We start from the raw sequence: 26,504 nt of genomic DNA on the forward strand, positions 1-26,504 counted from the left end.
CAAAATAACTGGGTGCTTATGATAAAAGTGGCCTGGTTGTTGGCTTCGCCTGAATCAGTTCCCGCCAAGGCAAGTCTGCCTGGCCAATTACCATAAAATCGGGGTTAGCAAGCGTTTCCCGCTGATTGTAACTCAGCGGTGCAAACTGACTATCAAGAATTTTGCCACCTGCTTCTTCAACAATAATATGCACTGCACCGGTGTCCCATTCACCGGTTGGGCCGAGCCGCAAATAACAATCGGCTTTGCCTTCAGCCACCAGACAACTTTTCAGTGAGCAACTGCCCAGCGGAATATACTCGACAGTCTGCCTTTCGCTTAATAAAGCAACTATGGGTTGTAAAGGCTGACGCCGGCTAACGGCAATCCGCAATACTTCTCCTTGCTGATGCTGATGCACCTGCATCCGGTTAATTAAATTACGCTGCTGTTTAAAAGAACCGTGACCACGGGTGGCGTAATAAAGAATATCTTCTTTGGGCCAGTAAATAACCCCCAGAGCGGGCCAGCCATGCTCTACCAGCGCAATACTTACGGCAAAATCACCGCTTCTGGCAACAAACTCCTGAGTACCGTCCATCGGGTCAATCAGCCAGTATCGCGGCCACTGCTGGCGCTGGGCCAGGGGCATAATGGCGGTTTCTTCAGATATTATCGGGATATCCGGGGTCAAATCCGATAGGCGGGCAATAATCATTGCGTTGGCAGCAAGGTCGGCTGAGGTTACCGGGCTGGTATCGGCTTTTTGTTCGGCAACAAAGTCGCCGCTTTGATATAGCTGCCATAAATGCTGTCCGGCTTCGCGGGCGGTCTGTTTTACACTCTCAAGCAGTTTGCTTAAAAACATCCGGGTTTGCTTCCAGGTATTGCTGCGCCAGTAACAGGGCGGCTACGCTCCTTGCTTCGGTAAAGTCTGCTTGTTGTAATAACAAGTCACTATCTCCGCGCGCCCAACTGATAAGTTCCAGCGGTTCAGGTTCATCTCCCAGCTGTTGCTCGGGATACAAATCGAATGCCATAACTATATGCATTGTAGCATTAAAATATCCTGGTGCGAGTGCCAGTGACTTTAATGTTACAAAACGAGCGGCTCCAAAACCAATTTCTTCTTTCAGCTCCCGGTTTGCTGCAGTAAGTATATCCTCGCCCGGATCAATTAAACCCTTCGGAAAACCAAGTTGATAATCATGAGTGCCAGCGCTGTATTCGCGGATCAGGTAAAAATGTTCCGGATCGGGACAAGCAATGATCATCACCGCGCCCCGGCCTGAGCCACGCATCCGCTCATAAGTTCGCTCTTCACCATTACTGAAGCGCAGCTGCAACTGCTCAATTTTGAATAACCTGCTTTGGGCTACGATTTCCTGCGCCAGAATTTCCGGTACCTGTTTGTTCGTATGGCGCTGCGTCATCACTTGCCCTCTGTTACAATCTGCTGTGGTTACTATAAAACGAATGACAGGAAAAACCTATGCTGGACTGGGCACAAATTGATACCGTATTGCTGGATATGGATGGCACTTTGCTCGATTTACACTTTGACAATCATTTCTGGCTGGAACATTTGCCCCTGCGCTGGTCTGAAATCAGCGGTATTTCGCTGGCCGATGCCAAAGCTCAGCTACAAAGTGAATATGCTGAACTCAATGGTAAAATCCAATGGTATTGTCTTGACTACTGGGGCGAGCGGCTGCAATTGCCTATTACCGAACTGAAACGCGAGGTAATGGATAAAATTCAGATGCGACCTGACGTACCGGCTTTTTTAACGGCGCTGAAGCAATCTGGCCGTGACATCGTCCTCGTTACCAATGCCCACCCCGACAGCTTATCGTTAAAACTGGAGCGAACCGATTTAGCTAAATATATCGACACTCTTGTTTCTACTCATGAATTCGGGGTCACCAAAGAAAGCTGGGCACTGTGGCAAAAACTGCAGCAACGGCTGGGCTTTAATAACGACACAACCTTGTTTGTCGACGACAGCCTGCCAATCCTGACGGCCGCCCAAAACTTTGGCATTAAGCATTTACTGGCAGTGGCCAACCCGGATAGTCAGCAACACGCCAGAACCATCAACGAGTTCCCGGCCATTACTGATTACACCCCGCTGTTGCAGGATATTCTGGCGCATTCGAAACTGCGCGCAACCGCCAATTAGCGGCCAGCACTGTCAGTAGTTGCTAGAACCTGATGGTATAACGGCCCTGCTCATCTGGTCGGCCGACAAACTGCATAGCCTGGTGCACTTCCTGCGGCAGGCTGGCATCAGGTTTCAAGCTGCCATTTACGGTTAAACGGTTATTTTCAACCGCCGCAGTAACAGCCAGGCCAAGGCTGTTATTGCCATCGGTTACCAGTACCGGGCTGCCTTGCTCACAGCGTAAATCGGCAACAATACTGTTAAGCTCCAGCCAGGTGCCGGTAGGCGGTTGCAGCCTGGCATCCAACCAGCTGGCAGTACCGGCAAGGTTGCTACACCAGGGTTTGCCCTGCTGAAACTGCTGCACCTCTACCATCAACTCACCCGTTGCCGCCACTGGCAGGGGTAACTCTAATAAAGGCAACAGCTGACTGACAGGTATGCGCAGCAGCGCTTGCTCCATATTAAGGCCACTAAAACTGTAGGCAACACTAGCAGTAGCGTAAGGCTGCTCTCGCTCACCAATACTGCCTGCCGTGATGTTAATTTGTGGTGCCAGCCGGAAAAGTGACCAGCCGTTGAAGCGCCAGCGCAGCTGCTGTAGCTGTAAGTTCTGATATTGGGCCACCATAGCACTACCTTGCCAGACCGTGCCCTGCACCTGGCCAAGCTGAATATTGGCGGGCAAAGCCAGCCAATGCACCACCCAGGCCGCAGGCAGTAAGTACAGCATAAAAAACAAATACGCGATTACAGCTACTACCGTCAATTTCCAATACTTCATACTATTCGATTACCATCCGTCTTACCCGCACAATGCCGCTGCTGTCGGTATTTGCCACATCCAGGCTGACCAGTTTTACGCCATTCTTACTTTGCAGCTGGGCCAGCCAGCGCAGTAACTGCTCAAAAGGTACGTCTTCCAGCACCAGTTGCAATTGCTCATTTTGTGGCTGCATCCGGCTAACCCGGATGTTATAGGTACGGGAACTGTTGCTGACAATCTGCGCCAGACTGCCGCCGACTCTGCCCTCACTGGCGCCAGCCTGTTGTAACTGGGGCAGCGCTTGCTGTAATTTTGCCAGCTGCAGCTGAGCCTGAGTTAATGCCACCCGCTTGTTAACGTAACCTTGTTGCAGTGGCTGCCAGATGAACCAATACAGGGCGCCAACACCCAGCACCACAGCCGCAATACTGACCAGCCGCTGCTCACGGGACGCTAAACCGGCCCACCAGTTCTGCATTTGCTGCTTCATGTTCTGCTCCGCATTACTACCGTGCCCTGCACTCTGGCGCCATCATTGCTTAATGCGCCTTGTTCAATTATGTAACCAGCACCTTCCAGTGCCGTTTTTAAGCGTTCAAAATTTTGAAAACCTCCTGCATTGGCAGAGAACCTGAGCTCAGTGCGGGCGGCATCGAACCTTAAACTATCAATGTTAATATCACCCACTTCTGCCAACTGGCGTTGTAAGGCGTTTAATAGGTTCAGGAAATTAGCGGACTCAGCCCCCATGCCTACGGTAGCCAGCTTTTGTTCAACCTGGCGGGATAAATTAACAATAGTTTCGCCCGGAAAGGCTTGCTGGTATTCAGCCAGACTTTGCTGCTGTACCTGAGTTAACTGGCGATCCAGTTGCCAAATTGAGAACCCCTGTACCAACAGGTAAACCACTAAACAAACACCGGCCAGTGCCGCGGTGCTACGCCACTGTTGCCAGTGTTTGTTGGTCTGACGTTTTGGTGCATAGGGGCCTTGCAGCAGGGTAAAGCTAATGTGCTGCAACTGCCTGGCCAGTAATGCCAACGGCAGTTCAGGCTCCATACTCTGCTGGGACTGCATAATATCAGCCGGCCAGGGGCTGTAGCTGGCAATATTGGGTAAGGCTGCTAACGCTAAATACTGAGGCCACCAGCTACTATCGATAGCACTGGCCTGCCAGGGCCCCTGCTTGATCAGCCACTGTTCACTCAGTTCAATGCAGGCGGGCAACGGATTATCAGGCAGCAATAGTGCATCTGGCAACATCCGCGTCACGTTAAAGCCGGCCTCCTGCAGCCAACTAAGCCAGCCGTCCATTCGCTCGCGCTGCACAACGGCTACTTGTTGCTGATACTGGCCCTCATGCTGCTCCAGCGGCCCTAGTGCCAGCCACAGTTGATCAATATCCTCAGCCTGCTCATCTTCCAGCATATAAGGCAGCGCCTGCAAAATTTGCCGGGTGGGCCGGGTGGGCAGACTAACATGTTTCAATACAACGTCCGACGCCGGTACCAGAGCAACAACAGGTCTGGTGCCCAGACGTTCTGCCAGCTGGCCCAGCTCTCCGGCATTAGCAACTTCACCTGACGCTATTACCTCATCACTATGGCTGGCCCAAACCAGCCAGCTTATAGTTTGGCCAGCCCGGCTACCAAGCCTGATAATTAACTGTTCACTCACCCCTGGCCTCCAAATCGCCGGGCCAATACCCTGACTGTATTATCATCATCTACTCTGAATATCGACGTTAGCACGAAACCACTCTCCAGATAAGAAGTGGTTGCGAGTAACTGAAAGTAACTGGATTTTACTGTTAATAGCGATTTTACGTCATCTGCCATTTCAACGCCGGCAAGTTGCGGCAAGGCCAGTAATTCATCAACACTACTAAAGCCACCTTCCGGCCGCTCTGCAAGCATATCGACCGCGTCAGCTTCGGTAAGCTCCGGCACCAACGCCGCTAGCAATACTGCCGTTTCCTCCGTCAGGGTATTAATATTTAACTGCAGCTGACTATTTTCAGGTATGACGCAAATATACGGCAGCAGCAGTTGCATATCAGCCGGGGTAATATCCAACATCAGCCGCAACTCACTGCTCGATACCATTAACGAGTTAGCGGTGTAATAAGGGAACTGTAGTGCGGCGTAATCATCTTCTTCGGCGCTGCCTGCAGTGCTGAGCAGACTGTCTTCATCCAGCCAGTCATGCACCCGTGCAACCAAATATTCGGCGGGCATAGATAAATCCGGAGCAACCAGCTCCAGCAACCGATTAAAACTGCGCTGCGCTGCGGTTTGCTCAATCCGGCCAGATGGCCCGCGCTGGCCTGCTTGTTGCAACGCGTTTAAATTAAAGCACGCTTGCAAATCAGTAATTTCCCCGGCGATATTCCCATCGGCTACCGGAAAGCTGGCACCGCTTTGGGCCCAGTCCTGATCAAGGTTAACCGTTTCCTCGCCGCTCAAGCTGCGGCTAAGCAGGACCCGGGCAAAGTGTTCGGCGCCCATCGCGTACCAGAAAGCCTGCTGCTGTTGTTGCAGGTTTTGCTGGCGTTGTAACTGTAATTGCAAGCGGCCGGTCATATTGACCGCTATCACAACCACTATCGCCACAATCATTAATACGGTGATCAGCGCCGCGCCGCGCTCAGCGTGTCGCATCAGCGTTGTCCCCGCCGCGGATCATTCGGTTGCCCTGGGTTATCTGGGTTAGCCGGGCTGTCCCGGTTATTATTCTGCCGGTTCTGTCCGGGCGAATTAGCGTCAGGGTTAGTGGCGGTGCGTTGTACTACCATACCGGAAGGCAAGGTGAATATCCGTTCTATTTCCCCAAGGTAATCATGAGTCAGGGTTACTTTTACGGCTTTGGGCATGACACTGTCCTGCCACTTCTCCAGCCATTCTTCTCCCTGCAGGTAGCTCACGGTAAACGCTGTCAGGTCTTGCTGCAACACCTGGGCCAGTGGCTCACTGCCAGCGACTGCATCCGGATAAAGGCTGAATAAACGTTGCAGCTCCCCCTGCTGCAGCCGGTAAGCAACTAATTGTACTTCGGCGCGTGGCAGAATATGTCCGGGGTTGCGCCAGCCCTGGCGGGTGAAACTCAGACCATGGTCTTCACTTTCCAGCAGATACTGCTCACCATACAACCGGTATTTTACCGGTGCCTCACCATCCAGCCGGACGTGGCGGGTACTGATTTGCATAAAGTCCCGCTCGAGCATCAGCATAGTCCGCTGCAACTGCTGAATTCTTTCTGTTGCCTCCTGCGATAGCTCATCGCTATTGGTAACGCTGGTTAATACCGCAACAGAGGCCAACCCTACCATGGCAAAAATGGCGGTAGCCAGCAACATCTCAATAAAGGTAAAGCCGTGTTGTTTAACCACTGGGTTTACCTATAAACGTAGTCAGTTGAAGCAACACGTCATCGGGTTGCTCAGCCAGACTGATACTTACTTCCAGCTGGCGCAAATCGGCATCGGGCACGGTAGTGGCCTGCTGCCGCCATAACCATTGGCGGTTAGCCATTTCAACTTCACCCTGCAAAATCTCTTTTGGTGGCCAGTTGGGCTCCAGCATTGCCAGTTGCAGTTGGTTGTTAGCAACATAACCGGCTATGGTAAGTTCTTCTATCTGACTAAGCGCCCGGATATGGCCTGCACTGGCCTGCATAATAGCCAGACCCGCAGTGGCAAATATGGCCATTGCTACCAGGAGCTCTAATAAGGTAAAACCGCGGTTGTTCATCAGCGTACCGCAATGACTTCGGAACGGGTAAGGGGTATGGTGAAGTCGGTGCCAACGGTCTGACTGACCTGCTCTAACCGCTCTCCCAGTTGAAACATTAACCGGAATGGGCTGACTTCGCCGGAGGATAAAATAAACACCTGAGGCAATACTGGTGGCTGCTCGCTGTCGCTGTTTTCAAACTCGTCATCTTGCTGCCAGTTTAGCTGACTTAACAAGCTAAGCTCAGCCCCTGGTAACCCCTCCAGTTCCAGTTGCAGCCGGATATCCTCTGCTAACTCGTATGGCTCAGCCGCTTTCGGCTCGTCTGCCTGCAGCCATTTTTCACCGTCAAAATAAACAAAACTGTAGCTGTCTTCCTGTAATACCAGGCCCCATTCCTGCTGCTTTAACATCGCCGTTTCAGCAATAAACTGGAAAACCTGTTGGAAACGTTCAGTTTCCTTAGTAAGCCGCTGCTCTGGCGAGTCACCACTGAAATTCAGCACAACAGTAGTGGCCAGTAAGGCAATTAACAGCATTACCAGCATCACTTCTAACAAAGTGAAACCAGTCTGGCGCAACCGGCGAAGCAGCAGAGTCGGCATTAATTTTCGCGGCTTTCAACCGCGTCCAGGTTCCAGTTACCAATGTCATCATCAGTACCGGCTACCCGATCGGGGCCCTTGCTGTAAACATCAATCCGGCCCAGCTGGCCCGGACTCACCATAATATAGTCTTCATTCCATGGATCTTTCGGTAACCGACGAATAAAGCCGCCCTCGGGAAATGAGCGTGGTGCCGGTTGCGAGGTTGGTGCCGTGACCAACGATTCAATACCCTGCTCGGTAGTAGGATAAAAACCATTGCGTAACCGGTACATGTCCAGCGCACTTTCCAGTTGCTGAATGTCTACCACCACTTTCTGACGGGCTGCCTGCTCCTGGTTACCCATTAAATTAGGTACTACCATACTGGCAATAATGCCCAGAATAACAATAACTACCATTACCTCCAGTAAGGTAAAGCCTTTTTGTATCTGCCTTAACATCTTATCCACCTACCATATTATTTAACGCTAAAATGGGCTGTAATATTGCCATCACAATAAATAACACCATGCCCGCCATAACTGATACCAGCACAGGTTCAAATACTTTTAACGAGACCGTTACCAGCGACTCAAATTCTTTATCCTGAGCGTTTGCTGCCCGCTCCAGCATACTATCCAGCTGCCCACTTTTCTCACCACTGGCAATCATATGCAGCATCATCGGCGGAAACATCTTGGTCTGTTCCAGCGCATTTCGAAGCGAGGTGCCTTCACGTACCCGGCCTGTTGCGTCTGCCACCGCTTCTTTCATATAACTATTACTAAGCACATCGGCACTTATCCGCATGGCCTCCAACAGCGGCACTGAACTGGCATTAAGGATACTTAAGGTGCGGGCGAACCGGGCAGTATTGAGACCGCGGCTTACCTTGCCGAACATGCCCAGCCGCAAGGTAAAGCGGTCCCAGCGGTATTTAAGCTCGGGTTTGCGCAACGCCCTCTGCCAGAACACGGCTGCCAGCATAATAGCTATCAGCACTAAAATTCCGTAGTTACGGATAAAATCACTGGCGGCTATCAGGAACAATGTTGTGCCGGGTAACGACTGCCCCATGTGTTCAAACTGACCAACTATTTTTGGCACCACTGCTGCCAGCAATATGCTGATTACCAGTACCGCGAAGCAGGTTAAAATTATCGGATACAACAACGCCTGCAAAATCTGGCTGCGCATATGCTGACGTTGCTCAGTATAGTCGGCCAGCCGGTTCAGCACCTGCTCTAAATGGCCGGATTTTTCACCGGCTGCCACCATCGAGCGGAATAAATGATCAAATACATGCGGGAATTCTGCCAGGCCTTCGGCAAGAGTATAACCTTCCACTACCTTGGAACGCACTGCCATCATCATGTTTTGCAAGCGGGGCTTTTCACACTGCTCAGCCACTGCTAACAAGGCACTTTCAATAGGCAGGGCGGCCTCAACCAGCGTCGCCAGTTGGCGGGTAAGTAACGCAAGCTCAGCTGCAGAAATTTTCCGGCTTAGCCAGTTACGGCCCGACGCAACCAGTCTTTCCTGTTGCGACGCCAGCTCGACACTTAACGGCTGTAATTTTTGTTCCCGCAACATCTGTCTGGCATGACGGGCGTTGTCAGCCTCCAGCACACCTTTATTTTTCTTGCCGCGTAAATCCAGCGCCAAATATTCAAATGCGGCCATTACACATCCTCGCGGGTAACCCGCAATACCTCTTCCAGGGTGGTTTCGCCGGCCAGCACCTTGCTAAAACCATCTACCCTGATACTCGGACAATGGGCCCGGGCATACTTTTCAATAGACTGTTCGCCCTTGCCGTTATGGATCATTTCGCGAATGGTTTCATCAACCTGTAGCAGCTCATGGATGCCGGTTCGGCCACGGTAACCGGTATAGTTGCAATGTTCACAGCCCTTAGCACGGAAAATCTGCTGGCCGTCTTTTTTACTGATACCCAGTAAATTGCGCTCTTCTTTGTCGGGCTCGTGTAATTCTTTACAATGGCTGCACAGGGTACGGACCAGCCGCTGGGCCAGCACGCCCAGCAAGCTGGATGATAATAAAAAGGCCTCGACCCCCATATCTTCCAGCCGGGTAATAGCGCCGGCGGCTGTGTTGGTGTGCAGAGTAGACAATACCAGGTGGCCGGTTAAGCTGGCCTGCACTGCTATTTGTGCCGTTTCCAGGTCGCGGATTTCCCCCACCATCACCACGTCCGGGTCCTGACGCAAAATGGCCCGCAGGCCGCGGGCAAACGTCATATTAACCTTGGTATTAACCTGAGTCTGGCCCACGCCTTCCAGCTCATACTCTATCGGGTCTTCAACAGTCAGAATATTGCGGTCTTTAGTATTAATTTCAGTTAAGCCGGCATACAGGGTAGTACTTTTACCCGAGCCGGTGGGGCCGGTAACCAGAATAATACCATGAGGCTTAAGGATAAGTTTGGAAAAGGCCTGTTGGACCGCCAGGGTCATACCTAAATCGGCCAGGTTTAAATGAGAGTTATTTTTATCCAGTAACCGTAATACCACGCGCTCACCATGACTTGACGGCATGGTAGATACCCGCACATCGACCGCGCGGCCGGCAATTCGCAGGCTGATCCGGCCATCCTGCGGCACCCGTTTTTCTGCGATATCCATTTTCGACATCACTTTAATCCGCGACACCAGCAAGCTGGATAAGCGCCGGTTAGGCCGCAGTACTTCACGAAGCAGGCCATCGACCCGGAAGCGGATAATTAGTGCTTTTTCAAAGGTTTCAATGTGAATATCCGACGCACCCAATTTAATCGCCTCACCAAGCATGGCATTGATCAGTTTAATAATTGGCGCGTCGTCTTCGTTTTCCAGTAAGTCTTCTGTCTCCGGAATATCATCAGCCAATGACGCCAGATTAACTTCGTTGCCAATGTCTTCCATCAGCTGCTGGGCCTCGGAAGAATCGCGCTGATAGCTGGCTTCCAGCAAGGCTTCAAATTCCGTCGCTGACAACGACGTTACGGAAAAGCTTTCTGCCAGTAAGCGCCGGACTTCCAGCACTGATTCAGGCCGGGTGGTTGGTTGCACATACAACAACCAGCCATCCTGCTGCTGTTGCAGCAGCACACCATGGCGTTTGGCAAAGCTGAATGGCAACCTGATACGGCTACTAACCGGCTTAACCTCTTCTTCTGCTACCAGGTCTTCCATCAGTCGCGGTTTCCGGTAGCGGGCTGCTGCTCAGCCGGTTGTTGTTGCTCTTGCATAAAGCGATCGAACGTCGGTGGCAGGGCTAATGAATCATCCCATTCCGGTAAGACCACCTGTTTGGTATTCGGCATTAAGCGGATACCCTCTTCATCACGCAGTAATTGCTCAGCACGAATATGGTTATATTTGGCCTTGGAAATACCAGAGATAGCGGAGCCTTCCCTGACGATGGTCGCTTTAATAAACACCATCAGGTTACGCTTCTGTTTGGTGACACTGGTTGACTTGAATAAATGCCCTAGCAGCGGAATATCTCCGAGGATAGGCACTTTCGACTCACTTTCCTGGACATCTTCATCAATTAAACCGCCAAGCACCACTGTGGCGCCATCATCAGTCATTACCGTGGTTTTAATTTCACGTTTATTGATGGTGATATCGACCGCGGTGGCACCGCCGATGCTCGATACTTCCTGTTCAATAGTCAGTTGTACTGCGTTGCCTTCGTTAATCTGCGGGGTCACTTTAAGCTTAATGCCTACTTCCTGCCGCTGGACTTGCTGGAACGGGTTAGTATTGTTTGACCCGGTGGTAGAACCGGTAATAACCGGCACTTCCTGCCCCACCAGAAAAAACGCTTCCTGGTTGTCCATGGTAGTAATATGGGGCGTTGCCAACACATTAGAATTAGTGCTGGTGCGCACTGCCTGTAATACGGCGGCCCAATCACCGCGGTAAAAACCCAGCATAGCCCCATTCAGGCCACCCAATACGTCAGCCAATAGGGAATAATCGCGGTTGGAGTCAGGTGAAGTTTGAGTTACCGGCACACCATCGACAATAGTGGTAGTGGTTGAGCCCGGAGTAACCTGTGATGCCTGGGCAGCCCCGGCCGCTACGCCAATAATCGGGATAGTATTACCATTGCTGAAGTTGGTACCACCACCATTGGCATTCAGCCATTGCACACCAAAGTCAGTACCATCACCTTCAAATACTTCGACAATAATGGCCTCTACCAGTACCTGAGCGCGGCGAATATCCAGCTGGCGGATCACATCTTCCAGCGAACGCATCATATCGGGCTGGGCGGTAACCACCAGCGAATTGCTGTCAGCATGCGCTTCAATACTGATCTCCCGGCCAGTACCCGGACTGCGTCGGGCGCCCTGAGCGCCAGCTGCGCCTGAGCCGCCCTGCACTTCAGCAACAATAGAATCGCTTACGCCTTTTAATACCGGCACCAGCTCTTCAGCCTTGGCATATTTCAAATAATAAACCCGGGTATTGCCGCTGGTTTTCAGCTCGGCATCCAGCCGCTTGGCCAGTTCAATAACCCGCTGCCGCGCTTGCAATTCACCACTGACGATAACGCTATTGGTCCGCTCATCGGCCACAATCTTCGGGATCAGAAAATCAGGCTGCTCCGCGCGGCCCTGACTTTTATATATATTTTCCAGGATCCGGACAATTTCACCGGCTGAGGCAAATTCCAGTTTTAATATTTCCAGCTCCTGATCGCCAGCTTTGTCAACCCGTTGAATAATATCGACTATCCGGTTTACCACCGCTGCCGGCCCCGTCATCATAATAACGTTGGATGGGTCGTAGTTTACCACATGACCACCGCCCGCCTGGTTGCTGAACTGACGCAGCAAAGGCGCCAACTCGCGCACAGATACGTTGCGTACCTGCACTACCCGGGTCACCATTTCATCGCCATAGCCCGGGTCACCCTCTCCCACCACTGGAATATTAGAGGTCTTGGCATCTTTATTCCGAACCACTTTTAAAATGCCGCTTTCCATTTCCACTACGGCAAAGCTGTATACTTCCAGTACGTTTAAAAAGAACTGATAGTACTGCTCTTCGTTCAGCATTTCATAACTGCGGACATTGATCCGCCCGCGTACCTGAGGGTCGACAATAATGGTTTTTTTCAGGTTCATACCAACGATATTGATAAACTCGTTAATATCAGTGCCTTTAAAATTAGGTGAATACTGCACTTGTTCAGTATCAGCCAAAACCGCAAAACTAAATACAGCACCAGCCAGTAAACCGGCTATAGCACGCGCTGAACCCCTGAAAAAACCACCTGATATCATGAGAAATTAACCAATAGTTATCTAATAATCTTATTGCGACAGGCTAAACAGAATATCTCTGGTTTCGCCGTCACGTTCTATTTTAATTGCCGCTTCAGTGGCATCTCTGAGTTCGTTAATTACCCGCATGGCCTGCTGCATGTCATTAAGCGGTATGCCATTGATCTCGACCGCTAAATCATTTTGCTGCAACCCCAACTGATTAAATAAAGCCGGGTCTTTACCGGGCATTAACCGATAGCCAACCAACTCACCGTTCCGATGCTGTGGCGACACCCGGACATAGTCAAAAAATTTCATTGGTTCTGCCAGCAACTCATCGCGGCTTATGCCTAAATCACTTTCATCCAGCGCCGGGGCTTCGGCTTGCGGCAGCGCTACCAGTTCATTTTCATAAGCTGGCTCGGGGTTATCTTCCCGTCCCAGCCCGGCATTGGCCTGGGCCATTTTGGTATATTCAATGCCGTCCAGCATCAATGTTTCGAAACGGCCGGCTTGCTGAATCAGTACCCGGTCAATTAATACCTGCTTCAGCACTGCATTGGTGCCGTCGATAGTGTCATCAATAGCATAGGTACCTTCACTGCCCCGGCTTTCAATAATAGCGCTGCCACTGTTTGGATCTGCCTGCGCAACCACACCGGTCAGCTTAACATTCAACTGGGTTTTAGGTGCTTCAGTCACTACCGGTGCGGCCTGCTCCGGCTCAGCTATAACCTTGCCGAAAAGAGGATAACTTAGCAGCTGATCGAGGTAAGTTGTGGCCTGGCCTGTTGTTTTCAACGCAGCCTGTTGCAACGGGCCCGAGCTTGCCAGCTCGGGAACAGGCACTAGTTGCCAGCTTAACCGCGCTAACAACCAGGCAAGCAACAATACCAGCACCAGGTTCAGTACCTTACGTAAAGTACTGACCGGCAAACGCTGGCTATAGCGGTTAAAATCTTGCATCGACAAGGACAGGTTCATTTCAGCTTTCTTATAATAAATTCGGTTTCATCTTACTCAGTTGTCGGCTTACCAACAAGAGCCTGCACATATTTTCACAACTTACTAACAGCAAAAATAATACCGGGACTACGCTTCGCCAGTCGTTTGGCACTATAATGCACATTCAGTTCAGCATACAGGTTAAATATGACAACAACGCAAGCCAAAACACAGCAAAATGACAGCATCAGGCTGGATAAATGGCTTTGGGCGTGCCGCTTTTATAAAACCCGCGCCCTGGCTAAAAGCATGATTGAAGGCGGCAAAGTACACTACAATGACCAGCGCTGCAAAGCAAGCCGTCAGGTCGAGATTGGCGCCACCATTAAGCTGGCTCAGGGTAGCGATGAAAAAACGGTAGTTGTAGTGGGCCTGTCAGAAAGGCGGCTGGCCGCACCACTGGCCCAGGCCTTATATCAGGAAACTGAAGCCAGTGCAGAACAACGTCAGGTCCGGGCTGAACTACGTAAAACCAACAGCCTGTTTGCCCCCCACCCGGACACCAAGCCAGACAAAAAAATGCGCCGCCAGTTATTACTTTTAAAATCCAAGCAGTAAGAGAGATATTATGAATCCGGATAAATTACACCGCTTTTTGTTTCAGCAAAAACATGTCAGAGGCGAGTTGGTGCAGGTGGCAGACAGCCTGGACCAGATGCTGAAAAATCATGATTATCCGTTGCCGGTTAAACAACTACTGGCTGAATTAGTAGTGGCAACCAGCTTAATCACCGCCACCCTGAAATTTGATGGCGAAATTGCTGTGCAGTTACAAGGTGATGGACCGGTTAAATTCGCCGCAGTAAATGGCGACAACCAACAGAACTTCCGGGCAGTAGTAAGGCTGCAGGCAGAACTTAGCGGTAGCAGTTTTCGTGAGTTAATCGGTGAGGGCTATATGATTGTCACCATTACGCCCCGCCAGGGAGAACGCTATCAGGGTATTATCCCGCTAACCGGCGACACCCTCACCAGCACCCTTGAAGGCTACTTCGCCCAGTCAGAACAATTACCTACCCGTTTGTATATTTTTACTGACATTTCTGACAAAAACACTGCCGCCGGCTTGATGCTGCAGGTGTTACCGGTTGAGCCGGAAAAGGCCGCTGCAGATTTTGCCGAGTTGGTAGTACTGGCCGACACTGTTACCGCGGACGAACTACTAACCCTGCCAGCTGAGCAAATGCTGTATCGTTTATTCCATCAGGAGCAAGTAGAGCTTTTCCAGGCACAGGATGTACGTTTTGTGTGCGGTTGCTCGAGAGAAAAATGTGAAACGGCGCTATATAGTATCGGAAAAGATGCACTGAACGAGCATATTGCCGAAGGGAAGCTGGAGATGACCTGCGAGTACTGTAATCAGCAGTATCATTTCAATGCAGATGAATTGCAGCAAATCAGCAATCAGCTGTAATAAGAACGCCCCGCAGTGGCGGGGCGTTATTCATTAACTAACGTAGTTTATTTACAAACTTAGTTAGTTTTAGTACGACGGCGCAGCAATGCCAATGGCAGTAACAGCAAGCCAAAGATGCCAAAGCTGCCGCCCGAGCCTTTGTTAACTGTTACCTGGGCGTTGGCCGAACCTTGCATACCCGAGCTGTCCGTTGCAGTCACTGTTAATGTGTGCACCCGAACATCAGATTTGACCGGCATTCTCGCCAACTTCAACTGGCCATTTTCAACTTTAAACAACGGATTGTTGGTGCTGACTGACACTAGGCTGGCATCAGCTTCAGTTACCGCAACTGATACGTTACCCAGCACCGTGCCGGCAGCACTGCCGATTAGTAGCTCAGACGTCGTCAGACTAACAGTTACCTCAGGTTGCTCATCAGCGACGTTATTGATCATAACGGTCACCATAACCGGCTCAGAAACTCCACCGTTAGAATCCAGCACAGCAACTTCCATCTGCACCTCGGTCAAACCAGCTTCAAAGTCCAGTACTGCGGCATTAGCCACAACCACTGAGCCATCAGCCTGCAGCATCACTGCATCAGACGAACTGGCCAGCGTAACAAACTCCGTGATCGCGGTACGGAAATCAGCGGTAGCAGAAACCTGCCCTACCACGGTCCCTGCAGCGGCATTTTCGTTAACACTAAGTGTCTGACCAGCGGCAACGGTTGGTTGTGCAATTGGCGCTGCATAATTTGCAATGGCAACCGCTTCAGCCTGACCAGACATCATCACGAAGCTGCGATTATCATCGCCGTCGCGCATGATGAACGCTGACTCACCTGGTGCCAGCACCTCCACCGCAGTATCAACCTCGTCGTCCGCATTTGCCGCGTCTGTTGCAGGTTCAACTGGCAGTTCACTGACTAATCCTACTTCCGGTGAGAATGCAACCTGCATCGGCGCAATCACCTGATCGGCGATAAAGTTAGCATTTAGTGAATAACTGTTAGTATCGGTACGGAAACGCGCCGTAAAGGTACCGCCAATATCTGCAGCGGTAAGTCCAACATCTTCAAAACAAGACTCCAGCGTGATCTGCTTACCACCGGCATAGTGATACACATCACCTAACTGACCAGACAGCGTGCCATATACCGTATTGAAAGACACCATCACTCCGGGGAACGCATCATAAGTTGGGCCCAGACGAGTTACCAGTAAGGTATTCATGGTGTAGTCAAGCACACCATCATTATTGATATCCAGATCCAGCGCAAAGTTACCCTGTAACAGGTGGTTTACGCCACCTTCCAGATGGAAGGTTGGATACAACGCATAGCCGGTGCTGCACCAGGACGCCTCTTCGATATCCATAGTAATGGCCCGGATATCATGCATGGGCTGTAAAGCCGGGTCAGCAGGCGAAGTTGCAACCAATGCTGACGCAAAAGGTTCGACCTCAATGACGCCGGTGTTAGTCAGTTTCATTGCGATCTGGTCATCCGCCATCTCACTGCTGAGTGCCAGTTTCCCGGCCGCTTTTGGCACAATATGATACACCAGGTGCAAATCATGGTCGGCATCAGTGCTATTGTCATTAAAGATTAAGGCACCATCATATTCCGACTGATCCATCATTTGCGCTGCCATCAGTGCCATCCAGGTGACACCGTTGGACAACGTAAAATCAGGTAAATTTGCAGGATTAACTGTTAGCGTCACATCGAAGTTCACTGTCTGACCGGGTTGTACGGTTACAGTGGCAGGGTGCTGCCAACTTAATGCAGCGGTCTCTGTTTTTTCAGCAAACCGGTCACTAATCGACAACGAATACGTTTTCGCTTCATCGCTGAAGTTTTTCAGACTGACTGTTTTGGTCATGCTGGTCGCTTCAGACAATGTCTGTAAACCAAACGACAACGCAGCCTGGCGGGTATTGTGTTCAGCACTGTATACCCAGGCAGCAACCGGGCTGTTCACTGCTTTTTCCACATCTACCAGACCGGCACCAATCATACTGATGGGTGCTAAAGCAGCCTCAGGGTTTATTGCAACCGGCTCACGATATACGGTCATGTTAGCCGTATTCATCATGGTTGCTTTTACTTCAAACGCATTCCGATCTGGCAGCGCCCCCCGCACCAGTGCTGCAGCACCCGCGGTAATTGGCCCGGAGAACGATGTGCCTGTTGCTGGCGCCAGCCCCGTACCCGAGCCAACATCAGCAACCATGATATCTGTGCCCGGTGCCGTAATTTCTGGTTTTAATAACCCATCCATTGACGGCCCGCGTGAAGTGAAACCAGCAGCGGCACCAGCGCCAGATTTCGCTTCTGAGCTAATGTCATAGCTAACTTCCAGCTCGTCCAGCAGCATAGCCTGAATAGCATCGCCAACTTCTTTCGTAATCATCACAGTTGGAATAGTTATCCCGGTGCCATCTCCACCAGCAACAATCGGCGCTTCGCCCGGGTTACTGTTAGCAATAATGACGAAGGCTGCACCGCGCGCCTGGGCATTCAATACTTTTTGGGAGAACGGGCAAACACCCCGCGACAGTAATACCGCCTTACCAGTTAGGTCAGCATCCTCGGCCAGTGCATCACAGGCAAGGTAATCACCCGGTACCAGTACTAACGGCGTTTCAGCTGAATTAAAAGCAAAATCGAAGGTTGGGTTAAAGCCTGCTGAGACCATCGCCACCGTTTCGCCTTCAATCTGGGCGCTGTTAAAAGCCCCTACCAGCGCCGCCGGATGGGTCATTGCACCAACAGAAAGGGCATTTGGAGTGGTGCTGGGACCGCCAACTCTGAATGGCACATTGCCGTCATTGCCGGCAGAAATAACCATATTTACACCTAATTCAGCAGCGCGCTGAATTAAGTACTGGGTACCAGATTGGGTCTGGGTTGAACCAAACTGGCCACCAAGAGACATATTGATGATGTCGACCCGATCTGCCAGGTTACCATCGCCATTAGGGTCCATCGCCGCTTCCAGCGCTGCAATCTGATTTGCAGCACTGCAGGTTCCGGTACATACCGTATAAGCATATAAATCGACGTCCGGAGCAATACCAGTCACTGAGTGAGCAACGGAGGTACCATGACCACCGGTTGGTGGATCAATTGGATTTGGGTCGCCGTTTACAAAATCGTAGCCACCTTTGACCTGCCCCTGAGGCCAGGCTGGCATATTTTGATCAGCAAAGGCTGCTGCGTAAGCTTCGGTTGTCCCTTCACCACCGAAAGCAGCATGAGTAAAGTCGATACCGCTATCCAGCACAGCAACTTTAATGCCTGCTCCTGTTGCTTTGCCTGACTCTACTGTCTCAAGTGCTTTGATGTAAGCCGCACTATCAGCAACATACAACTCGCTGTCATACAAAGGCATTACTGATGTAACTAACGGGTTTTTCTGCAAGGCATTTAGTGCGTCTGCAGAAGCATTAACCACCAGACCAGAGGCCAGATTTTTAGTTGTGGTTAAAATCTTTGCATCTACGTCCAGTTGCATTAATGCTGAACTGATTTGCTGCTGGGCCTGCTCTGCTGCAACAACATATTGCTGGGCGCGTTGCTGATCAAAACCAGTAGCTGATAGTGCAGCACCCGCGGCCTGGGTATTTAATACGATAAACCAGGCGCTGGGAGCCTGTTCCTGTTGATCAATGCTAACGGTGACATTACCAACAACTTCATGGACGCTCTGGCCAAAGCCAGCTCGATATTGCTCAAAACCTGCGTTTGCGGTGCCTGAAACGGCAAGGCTGACAGCCGTCGCCAGTAAGGCTTTATTCATGGTTCCCAAGGTGTACTCCTATTGTACTGCATACGTACTTTTATATATTTTGACATTGGCTGGCTGCCGCAGAGGGACGGCCAAAAGCGCAGACAATGTTGAGTTTTTTGCTCCTGTGTTTATCAATACACAAAAAAGCAGTTTGCCCATAAAGTTAATTTAGCTTTATTGAGCCCGCTTTCTTTTATCACAAATGTAATGGTATGTAATTTTGAAACTGTAAGAAATTGCGACACAACAGTGTAAAAAATGGCAAAAATACTGCATCCATTGTTACTAAATGTTGACAGCAGCTGTCGAGCTCGTGCTGCAAAGTGACTGTAGCCAACAGAAATGATTATGAAATGTAAACATGTTAAACGGCTGCTTTAACAGGTAAATAAACCCTTACGACCAGGCCACCATGGGCATGGTTAAATAAACTGATGCTGCCCTGATGCGTATCGACAATTTTCTTTATGATGGCTAAGCCTAAACCTGAACCGCCACTGCCGCGGGCTTCATCACCCTGGGTAAAAGGGGCAAACATTGCCTCCATTTTATGTTCCGGAATACCCGGACCGTGATCCCGCACTTCCAGATATACCTGTTTACGACTTTTCTCGTAACCGGTACTTATTTCAATATCACCATCACTATAGCGTAAGGCATTTTCCAACAGGTTATTCAGTACCCGTTTTATCGCTATTTTTCGCAGCATAATTGCCGGCAGTTTCGGGTCGAGCTCGGTGATAAAATGCCGCTGCTGAACCTGCTCGGCCAGTACCAGCTCATTAATCAACTCGTTTAAATTGACACTTTGCAGGCTTTCTTGTTTATGGTGGCGTAAAAAATCAATAAACTGGTCAATAATGGCGTTCATATCATCGATATCATTGACGATACCATCACGGATCCAGCTGTCCTGCTCAGCCATCATTTCTGACGCCAGCCTTATCCGGGTAAGGGGCGTCCTTAAATCATGTGATACCCCGGCCATTAACAATGCCCGGTCCTGTTCCAGCCTTTTTATACCTTCTGCCATGTAATTAAAGGCCCGGATCACGGAGATAATTTCGGTAGAACCCTTATCTGCATTTAATGGCGGGGGAATATCGCCACGGCCTACCTGCAGCGCCGCTTGTTGCAACGACTTTAAAGGCCGGTTTAAATGCCGGGCGAACACCCAGGCGCCGCCAACACTTAACACACCAATAAGTAATAAATAAAAGGTCAGTGGTGAGAAATCAGTTTCGTCCAGGCCAGATAACGGCACTTTTACCCAGTAGTCTGGCGCTTGTGGTGGCTTGACCCAGAACGCAAAAGCATCGCCCTGCTCGATACGCACTTCGGCTTCACCATCGAGCTCAGCCGACATTTGCTCTGAAAAATAGCCATAGTAGCGGGCATTGGCCAACCCATACTGCAGCGCATCGGCTTCGTTGTATACCTCAATCCCGGTTGCCGCACTGAAACGGCGGGTCAGTTCATCAGATAGTACCGGCGTGTTCTGGCCCACGTCGATAAAAACCACCTTAATTTGCTTGGCAATTAAGTGGTTTATTTGCTGCGTGGTGGGTTTGATAAAATACAGTGCCACCGACACATAGGACACCAGCTGATTAATCAGTAATAAAAAACCAATTAAAAATACCGTCTGACCAAAGGCGCTACGGGGTAGCAAACGCATCAGGCAATGCTGCCGTCTGGCACAAATACATAGCCCAACCCCCAGACGGTTTGAATATAGCGCGGGTTAGTGGCATCGTCTTCCAGCATGCGTCTTAATCGTGACACCTGTACATCAATACTGCGTTCCATCGCAGAATAATCACGGCCCCGCGCCTGATTCATTAGTTTGTCGCGGGAGAGCGGCTCACGCGGATGGCTGACCAGCACTTTCAGCACGGCATATTCACCACTGGTCAGCGGCAGCGGCTGGTCGCCTTTGCGCATTTCACGGGTCGCCAGATTAAAAGTGAACGGGCCAAAGCTGATAACGGTTTCTTCCTGCGATGGTGCGCCTGGTAAGTCTTTACTTTTACGCCGCAATACGGCTCGGATCCGCGCCAGCAACTCGCGAGGGTTAAAGGGTTTAGGCAGATAATCGTCGGCACCCATTTCCAGGCCAATGATCCGGTCTACCTCATCACCTTTGGCAGTTAGCATAATAATGGGTACATCATTATTTTGCTGACGTAACTTGCGGCAAATGGACAAACCGTCTTCACCCGGCAGCATCAAATCAAGTACCACCAGATGAAAATGCTCACGCTCCATCAACCGCTGCATCTGTTCATAATTTCCGACGCTGCGCACCTGATAACCCTGCTCAACCAGATAGCGCTCAAGTAATGCGCGCAAACGTAAATCATCATCTACTACAATAATTTTCAGAGTTTCCTGGCTGGTCATCATGCAAGCTTCCGTTGTTTTTTCTCACTATAAACGAAAAAACCGCCATTGTTACTACCATGGCGGTTAAACTGTGTTACAAAACTTTTCAGTCTTGCTGAGTTTCCGGCAATTGCTGACGTTTCATTGGCGGGTTTACCCAGTATATTTCGGCAGCATGCGTACTATATTTGCTGGACGCTTCCACTTTCTGGATATAGTCGTAATCGGGTTCCATCACATACTGTGCTGGCGTACTACTGCAAGCCGTTAACACAACGGCTGGTATAAGCAGGTATAGCTGGCGACGGGATTTCATCTTAAGGCCCTCCCATAAAGCTAAAATCCAGACTAAGTATAGTACATTTTTTAACCAGCAAATTAATCCTTATCAGTAAAAGGCTGATAGCTGATTGCGGTAATTAAATACCAATGCTCACCAGCAGGCGTCATCACTTTTACTTCATCGTCGAGCGTCTTACCAAGCAGTGATCTTGCCAGAGGCGAGTCAATACTCAGTTTATTTAAACGTAAATCAAACTCGTCCGGGCCCACCAGCCGGTAACTTTTTAATTCACCTGCTTCGTCTTCAAGCCGCACCCAGGCACCAAAGTACACTTTACCCTGTTGTTTTGACGACGGATACACTACCTGCAGTTGCTCCAGCCGCTTAGTTAAAAACCGCACCCGCCGATCAATTTCCCGCAACCTTTTTTTGCCATAAATATACTCTGCGTTTTCAGAGCGATCGCCCAGCGCCGCTGCATCAGCGACCTGCTGTGTTACCCGCGGCCGCTCTTCTTTCCACAGGTAACGTAACTCCCGCTCCAGAATTTCGTAGCCTTCACGCGTAATCAGATTGGATTTTTTGATGCTGAAAGTAGACAATTCACCCTGCTCTTCATATTTCGTATCATACTTTGCCTGCCACAGGGGCCGTAAAGTCGAAGGATTCTATAGTTATGTCAATGATTGTTAAACAAATAGCCAGTGAAATTACTGCCCGGCCAGAACAGGTGGCTGCCGCTATCGCTCTTTTAGATGAAGGCGCCACTGTGCCCTTTATTGCCCGCTACCGTAAAGAAGCCACCGGCGCGCTGGACGATACGCAATTACGTTTACTCGATCAACGACTGAATTATCTGCGCGAACTGGAAGAGCGCCGTCAGGTTATTTTAAAAACTATTGCCGAGCAAGGTAAGCTTAGCGCAGAACTGGAACGGGATATTCTGGCCGCCGATAACAAAACCCGACTGGAAGATTTGTATCTGCCCTATAAGGCTAAACGGCGCACTAAAGGCCAGATGGCGATTGAAGCCGGTTTGGCGCCGTTAGCTGATGCAATTGTTGCTAGCCCGGAGCAGGATCCTGAGCAGCAGGCTGCGGCCTATCTTAATGCCGATGCTGGCTTTGCTGATGTCAAAGCCGTACTGGACGGGGTGAAGTTTATTTTAATGGAGCGGTTCGCCGAAGATGCCACCTTGCTGGCCCGGTTGCGGGCCAAGCTTAGCCGTGATGCGGTATTAAAAAGTACGGTCGTTGCCGGCAAGGAGCAGGAAGGCGCTAAATTTCGCGATTATTTCAGCCACACGGAACTTTGGAAAAATATCCCATCGCATCGCGCCCTGGCGATGTTTCGTGGCCGTAATGAAGGTGTGTTGCAGTTGCAGTTACTGCCTGACAGTGACGAGGCCAACGCCCATGCACTTTGTGAACAAATGGTGGCAGACCACTTTGACATCCGCCAGCAACAGCGCCCGGCCGATACATTTTTACGCACGGTAGTACAGTGGACCTGGAAAGTAAAACTACATTTACACCTGGAAAACGACTTACTCAGTGAGCTGCGCGAGCGTGCTGAGTTAGAGGCCATTAAAGTATTTGCCCGCAATATGGCCGATTTATTAATGGCGGCGCCAGCAGGTATGCGCCGCACCCTTGCGCTGGATCCGGGTCTGCGTACCGGTGTGAAATGCACAGTGATTGATGAAACCGGCAAGCTGTTGACCCACAGCACTATCTTCCCCCATGCACCACAAAACTTATGGGATAAGTCTGTCCGCACCCTCAGTCAGTTGTGTCAGCAACATAAAATCGAACTGATTGCCATTGGCAATGGCACGGCGTCGCGCGAAACCGACAAATTAGCTGCTGACGTTATTAAAGCGGTTAGTAGTGATAAACTGAGCAAAGTAATGGTCTCTGAGGCGGGAGCCTCAATCTATTCAGCATCAGAATTGGCAGCACAGGAATTTCCGAACCTCGATGTTTCATTACGTGGGGCCGTATCAATTGGCCGGCGTTTGCAGGACCCGTTGGCCGAACTGGTAAAAATTGAGCCTAAAGCCATTGGGGTGGGTCAGTATCAGCATGATGTTAACCAAAGCCTGTTAACCCGCTCGCTGGACGCCGTAGTCGAAGATTGTGTTACCGCTGTTGGCGTAGATTTAAACACGGCCTCTGCTGCGTTGCTGGCCCGGGTCGCCGGTTTAAATAAAACCCTGGCCCAAAATATCGTGCAGTACCGTGATGAAAATGGCCGTTTTAATGAGCGAAAAGAACTATTGAAAGTGCCGCGGCTCGGGCCGAAAGCGTACGAGCAAGCGGCTGGCTTTTTACGGATTAACAATGGCAAAAACCCGCTGGATGCCTCAGCAGTGCACCCTGAAGCTTACCCACTGGTAGAGAAAATTCTAAAGACTGCCCAACAACCCGTGAATGCTGTGATTGGTAACAGCAGCTTCTTAAACAGTATTGATCCGGCTGCCTTTGTTGACGAGCATTTTGGCTTGCCCACTATCAGCGATATTTTAAAAGAGCTGGATAAACCCGGTCGTGATCCACGGCCTGAGTTTAAAACAGCCAGCTTTAAAGATGGTGTAGAAACACTGCAGGATCTGAAACCGGGCATGCTGCTGGAAGGCGTTATTACCAACGTGACGAATTTTGGTGCTTTTGTCGATATAGGAGTGCATCAGGATGGCTTGGTGCATATTTCATCGTTAACCGATAAGTTTGTCAGCGATCCGCATCAGGTGGTAAAAGCAGGTGATATTGTCAAAGTAAAAGTACTTGAGGTTGATATAAACCGCAAACGAATTGCCCTGACGATGCGGCTGGACGAGCAACCTCAGCCTAAAAACCAGGACAAACCTGCGGCTAAAACGGCTAATCAGAGTAACGCCAAAACCAACCGGCCTGCCCCAAAAGCCGCCAAAGCCGAACCTGCCAATGCAGCTATGGGTAATGCCTTCGCTGAAGCGCTGGCAAAATTTAAAAAGTGATGGGATTAATTTACTAAGACTAATTGCTCAGGCTTGCTGGCGCAGTGGCCGCTGCGCTGGTTCAGTCGCCAACTGATAAAACCGGCTGATAACCTGGCCACGACGCTGCATTTGAGCCAGCGTATCAAACTCAGGGAATACCAAACCTGCTGCTGAGCTATTGTTGTTGATTGCTTCACTGTCATAACGAATTTGCGAGTTATCAATGGCGGCGCTGGGCTGGCCCTCTGCTGCCGGCTGGTCACCGCTTGCAGCGTTTGCCTGTGCCGGTGCCGTTTTTTCTGCAACGAGTTCAGTTTGCGCCTGCAGCAAACGCTGACTGGCTTCAGCAGCAATTCGCCGGTCGGCTGACGAGGGCTCTGCCGGCGCCAACGCTGCCGCCTTTACCTGCTGCATTTTCTGAATTGTGGCCTGCGGGTCCCCGGCTACCGGCGCAATATCAATTTGCACCTCTCCTGCCACAGCATATTGCCGGCCATCAGGACCTAACTCATAACTATAACTGGGCGCACTGGCATAGCGACCGCCAATGCTGGCATGCGCTTGCTCATGGCTACGGACCTCCTGGTCACGCCCCTGTAACTCTTTAACTTCCTGTTGCTCGGCTTGTTGCTGTTGTTGCTCTGCCTCGCGTTGCTGTCGTTGCTGGCCATCGTCAGCTGACTGCTCTGGCCGGCCTTCGACCGCTTGCTGCGTTTCGTTAGATTTACCGCTGGCGTCATAGCTGTTTACCGACCCTGCAGCATTACCGGTGCGACCTTTTTCTTCAGTAGCAACCGCACGTTCTGGCTTACCTTTATCCATTTCCCGAACCGGTTCTACCAGTTCACGTCGTTGCATATCACGGCGGGCTAACTCAGTAGGCGGGTTTGCCGTGTTTATGCTGACGTTTGGATAGTAAGAGGTGATTTGCATTTAGCTTACACCCGGACATCAATAATCGTACCAAGCGCTTCATCAGCTGCCTGAATAGAACGCACATTGGCTTCAGCAGTACGGGTCTCGTTGGTTAACTGCACCAGACTTTGCTCAACTGAGGGTGCTTGTGACTGGGTCGGCCGGTTTTGTTCCGGCGCTTCAGCCTGGCGCACATCAGTTTCTGCCGCCGTATCCGGCTCCCGGTTGGTGCTGGTTTGCCGGTTAATATTAACAGTTGCCTCTGTTACGCCGGCTGAAGCACGCTGAAATCCCTGCAAACCGGCATTAAATGCTGATTGAATCTCCATCATTGCCTCCTCTCACACAAATAATGTTTAATTATTGACCAAAATGAGTCAAAAAGAAAGACGCTTAGTCGCAACGCGGCGCTACCGATGTCAACCAATGATTAAGCCAGCCAAGAAACTCAGACCGGTGAGAAATAAACGGAGCATGTGATGCTTTGGCCAGCACAGTCAATTCAGCGGCCGGTAGCAATTTTTGCAATTCACAGACGACTGCTGCCGGTACCAATGAGTCAAGCGCGCCAAAACATCCCACTACAGGCTGGGCTAAACCAGCAAAATCTTCGCGCAAATCCTCACTGCTCAGAAATTCCAACCCGGCGCTCAGCGCCGTTGCGCTGGCTTGCGGAAACGCCGCTATCGCCTGCTTAAGCGCTGCAGCATCACTTTTGGCTGTTGCCGAACCCATCGCCTGGATCGCTAAAAAGCGGCCGATAGTCAGAGACAAGTCACGTTGCAACGACTGGGCAAACTGCTGCATCACTGCAGCTTTCATTCCCGGCCAGCCAGCGTGTTGTAAAAAGCATGGCGTTGCCGCAACCAGCGCCAGCTGCCGCACTTTTGCCGGATAACGTTTAGCCAGAGCAATAGCCAGTAAGCCGCCAAGTGACCAGCCACAAAGCAGGCTGTTATCAGGAATTTGTCTGGCCAAATCAGCCAGCACCGTGTCGAAATTATAGGGTTCAGGTAGTTGTTGCGCTAAGCCAAAGCCCGGTATATCCAGCGGCAATACCTGCACAGTTGGCTGGATATCTGCCAGCAAAGTATGCCAGACGCCCTGATTTACTCCCCAGCCATGCAGAAGTACCAGCACAGGTTTGTCAGTTTTGCTAATTTCTGCCATGCTGCTTTTATGTTTCCCAGACGTTAACTTTATGCTTAGTTTGCTTGCTGATGTATTTC

At 50.6% G+C, this 26,504-nt stretch carries 26 protein-coding genes; 4 read left to right on the plus strand and 22 right to left on the minus strand.

Annotated features, from left to right (window positions below; all coding sequences use genetic code 11):
* Nucleotides 1-16: 16 nt before the first annotated feature.
* Together cysQ and nudE are read right to left on the minus strand one after the other, a co-directional pair.
* The gene (gene cysQ / locus CRO03_RS16520) at nucleotides 17-847 is read right to left on the minus strand and encodes a 3'(2'),5'-bisphosphate nucleotidase CysQ (protein ID WP_097112761.1); all 831 of its coding nucleotides are present in this window, start codon (nucleotides 845-847) and stop codon (nucleotides 17-19) included.
* A complete protein-coding gene (gene nudE / locus CRO03_RS16525; RefSeq protein WP_097112762.1) occupies nucleotides 825-1,412 on the minus strand; it encodes an ADP compounds hydrolase NudE in 588 nt (195 codons plus the stop codon). Before nudE ends, cysQ begins: the two co-directional genes overlap by 23 nt.
* 59 nt (nucleotides 1,413-1,471) lie before the next feature.
* Between nudE and yrfG the strand changes: the two genes are divergently transcribed.
* A complete protein-coding gene (yrfG, locus tag CRO03_RS16530) occupies nucleotides 1,472-2,161 on the plus strand; it encodes a GMP/IMP nucleotidase (protein ID WP_097112763.1) in 690 nt (229 codons plus the stop codon).
* Nucleotides 2,162-2,183: 22 nt separating this feature from the next.
* On the opposite strand, the gene CRO03_RS16535 is transcribed toward yrfG, so the two are convergent.
* Genes CRO03_RS16535 through gspC form a run of 12 tightly spaced genes read right to left on the minus strand, consistent with a single transcriptional unit; the run spans nucleotide 2,184 to nucleotide 13,495 of the window.
* Nucleotides 2,184-2,927 (minus strand): type II secretion system protein N, encoded by a 744-nt coding sequence (locus CRO03_RS16535; RefSeq protein ID WP_097112765.1) that lies wholly within the window; start codon nucleotides 2,925-2,927, stop codon nucleotides 2,184-2,186.
* Between the two features lies 1 nt (nucleotide 2,928).
* The gene (gspM, locus tag CRO03_RS16540) at nucleotides 2,929-3,399 is read right to left on the minus strand and encodes a type II secretion system protein GspM (protein ID WP_097112766.1); all 471 of its coding nucleotides are present in this window, start codon (nucleotides 3,397-3,399) and stop codon (nucleotides 2,929-2,931) included.
* A complete protein-coding gene (gene gspL / locus CRO03_RS16545; RefSeq protein ID WP_097112767.1) occupies nucleotides 3,396-4,586 on the minus strand; it encodes a type II secretion system protein GspL in 1,191 nt (396 codons plus the stop codon). The genes gspM and gspL overlap by 4 nt, the downstream gene beginning before the upstream one ends.
* The gene (gspK, locus tag CRO03_RS16550; RefSeq protein WP_097112769.1) at nucleotides 4,583-5,569 is read right to left on the minus strand and encodes a type II secretion system minor pseudopilin GspK; all 987 of its coding nucleotides are present in this window, start codon (nucleotides 5,567-5,569) and stop codon (nucleotides 4,583-4,585) included. Before gspK ends, gspL begins: the two co-directional genes overlap by 4 nt.
* Nucleotides 5,569-6,297, minus strand: a complete 729-nt coding sequence (gspJ, locus tag CRO03_RS16555; protein WP_097112770.1) for a type II secretion system minor pseudopilin GspJ — start codon at nucleotides 6,295-6,297, stop codon at nucleotides 5,569-5,571. The genes gspK and gspJ overlap by 1 nt, the downstream gene beginning before the upstream one ends.
* Complete coding sequence (gene gspI, locus CRO03_RS16560; RefSeq protein WP_097112771.1) at nucleotides 6,290-6,658, minus strand: type II secretion system minor pseudopilin GspI; 369 nt, start codon at nucleotides 6,656-6,658, stop codon at nucleotides 6,290-6,292. The genes gspJ and gspI overlap by 8 nt, the downstream gene beginning before the upstream one ends.
* Nucleotides 6,658-7,245, minus strand: coding sequence for a type II secretion system minor pseudopilin GspH (gene gspH, locus CRO03_RS16565; RefSeq protein ID WP_097112772.1), 588 nt, complete (start codon nucleotides 7,243-7,245; stop codon nucleotides 6,658-6,660). The genes gspI and gspH overlap by 1 nt, the downstream gene beginning before the upstream one ends.
* Nucleotides 7,245-7,688, minus strand: coding sequence for a type II secretion system major pseudopilin GspG (gene gspG, locus CRO03_RS16570; RefSeq protein WP_097112774.1), 444 nt, complete (start codon nucleotides 7,686-7,688; stop codon nucleotides 7,245-7,247). The genes gspH and gspG overlap by 1 nt, the downstream gene beginning before the upstream one ends.
* A gap of 1 nt (nucleotide 7,689) precedes the next feature.
* Nucleotides 7,690-8,910 carry a type II secretion system inner membrane protein GspF gene (gspF, locus tag CRO03_RS16575; RefSeq protein WP_097112775.1) on the minus strand — a complete coding sequence of 407 codons (1,221 nt, stop codon included), beginning with the start codon at nucleotides 8,908-8,910 and terminating at the stop codon, nucleotides 7,690-7,692.
* A complete protein-coding gene (gene gspE, locus CRO03_RS16580; protein WP_097112777.1) occupies nucleotides 8,910-10,421 on the minus strand; it encodes a type II secretion system ATPase GspE in 1,512 nt (503 codons plus the stop codon). Before gspE ends, gspF begins: the two co-directional genes overlap by 1 nt.
* Nucleotides 10,421-12,529, minus strand: a complete 2,109-nt coding sequence (gene gspD, locus CRO03_RS16585) for a type II secretion system secretin GspD (RefSeq protein WP_097112778.1) — start codon at nucleotides 12,527-12,529, stop codon at nucleotides 10,421-10,423. Before gspD ends, gspE begins: the two co-directional genes overlap by 1 nt.
* Nucleotides 12,530-12,559: 30 nt before the next feature.
* The gene (gene gspC / locus CRO03_RS16590) at nucleotides 12,560-13,495 is read right to left on the minus strand and encodes a type II secretion system protein GspC (protein ID WP_245861701.1); all 936 of its coding nucleotides are present in this window, start codon (nucleotides 13,493-13,495) and stop codon (nucleotides 12,560-12,562) included.
* A gap of 168 nt (nucleotides 13,496-13,663) precedes the next feature.
* On the opposite strand from gspC, the gene hslR reads away from it, so the two are divergent.
* Together hslR and hslO are read left to right on the plus strand one after the other, a co-directional pair.
* On the plus strand, nucleotides 13,664-14,074 hold the full coding sequence (hslR, locus tag CRO03_RS16595; RefSeq protein ID WP_097112782.1) for a ribosome-associated heat shock protein Hsp15: 411 nt from the start codon (nucleotides 13,664-13,666) through the stop codon (nucleotides 14,072-14,074).
* A gap of 10 nt (nucleotides 14,075-14,084) precedes the next feature.
* Nucleotides 14,085-14,930, plus strand: a complete 846-nt coding sequence (gene hslO / locus CRO03_RS16600; protein ID WP_097112783.1) for an Hsp33 family molecular chaperone HslO — start codon at nucleotides 14,085-14,087, stop codon at nucleotides 14,928-14,930.
* Nucleotides 14,931-14,989: 59 nt separating this feature from the next.
* On the opposite strand, the gene CRO03_RS16605 is transcribed toward hslO, so the two are convergent.
* The 5 genes from CRO03_RS16605 to greB all read right to left on the minus strand — a co-directional run bounded on the left by CRO03_RS16605 (nucleotide 14,990) and on the right by greB (nucleotide 21,982).
* Nucleotides 14,990-18,721 (minus strand): S8 family serine peptidase, encoded by a 3,732-nt coding sequence (locus CRO03_RS16605; RefSeq protein ID WP_097112785.1) that lies wholly within the window; start codon nucleotides 18,719-18,721, stop codon nucleotides 14,990-14,992.
* A 355-nt stretch (nucleotides 18,722-19,076) separates the two neighbouring features.
* Nucleotides 19,077-20,390, minus strand: a complete 1,314-nt coding sequence (gene envZ / locus CRO03_RS16610; RefSeq protein ID WP_097112786.1) for a two-component system sensor histidine kinase EnvZ — start codon at nucleotides 20,388-20,390, stop codon at nucleotides 19,077-19,079.
* Complete coding sequence (gene ompR, locus CRO03_RS16615; RefSeq protein WP_097112788.1) at nucleotides 20,390-21,118, minus strand: osmolarity response regulator transcription factor OmpR; 729 nt, start codon at nucleotides 21,116-21,118, stop codon at nucleotides 20,390-20,392. The genes envZ and ompR overlap by 1 nt, the downstream gene beginning before the upstream one ends.
* Nucleotides 21,119-21,203: 85 nt before the next feature.
* The gene (locus CRO03_RS16620) at nucleotides 21,204-21,413 is read right to left on the minus strand and encodes a hypothetical protein (RefSeq protein WP_097112789.1); all 210 of its coding nucleotides are present in this window, start codon (nucleotides 21,411-21,413) and stop codon (nucleotides 21,204-21,206) included.
* 62 nt (nucleotides 21,414-21,475) lie between these two features.
* Entirely contained in the window at nucleotides 21,476-21,982 is a 507-nt protein-coding gene (greB, locus tag CRO03_RS16625; RefSeq protein ID WP_212682442.1) for a transcription elongation factor GreB, read from the minus strand.
* A 74-nt stretch (nucleotides 21,983-22,056) separates the two neighbouring features.
* On the opposite strand from greB, the gene CRO03_RS16630 reads away from it, so the two are divergent.
* On the plus strand, nucleotides 22,057-24,378 hold the full coding sequence (locus CRO03_RS16630; RefSeq protein WP_097112791.1) for a Tex family protein: 2,322 nt from the start codon (nucleotides 22,057-22,059) through the stop codon (nucleotides 24,376-24,378).
* A gap of 27 nt (nucleotides 24,379-24,405) precedes the next feature.
* Here the strand turns inward: CRO03_RS16630 and CRO03_RS16635 are convergent, their stop codons facing one another.
* The 3 genes from CRO03_RS16635 to bioH all read right to left on the minus strand — a co-directional run bounded on the left by CRO03_RS16635 (nucleotide 24,406) and on the right by bioH (nucleotide 26,445).
* A complete protein-coding gene (locus CRO03_RS16635) occupies nucleotides 24,406-25,293 on the minus strand; it encodes a putative metalloprotease CJM1_0395 family protein (protein WP_097112792.1) in 888 nt (295 codons plus the stop codon).
* 5 nt (nucleotides 25,294-25,298) lie between these two features.
* A complete protein-coding gene (locus tag CRO03_RS16640; protein WP_245861703.1) occupies nucleotides 25,299-25,607 on the minus strand; it encodes an excinuclease ATPase subunit in 309 nt (102 codons plus the stop codon).
* Nucleotides 25,608-25,668: 61 nt separating this feature from the next.
* On the minus strand, nucleotides 25,669-26,445 hold the full coding sequence (gene bioH, locus CRO03_RS16645) for a pimeloyl-ACP methyl ester esterase BioH (protein WP_097112796.1): 777 nt from the start codon (nucleotides 26,443-26,445) through the stop codon (nucleotides 25,669-25,671).
* Between the last annotated feature and the right edge of the window lie 59 nt (nucleotides 26,446-26,504).

It is taken from the genome of Arsukibacterium tuosuense, from assembly GCF_900215315.1.
Taxonomy (GTDB): Bacteria; Pseudomonadota; Gammaproteobacteria; order Enterobacterales; family Alteromonadaceae; genus Alishewanella; species Alishewanella tuosuense.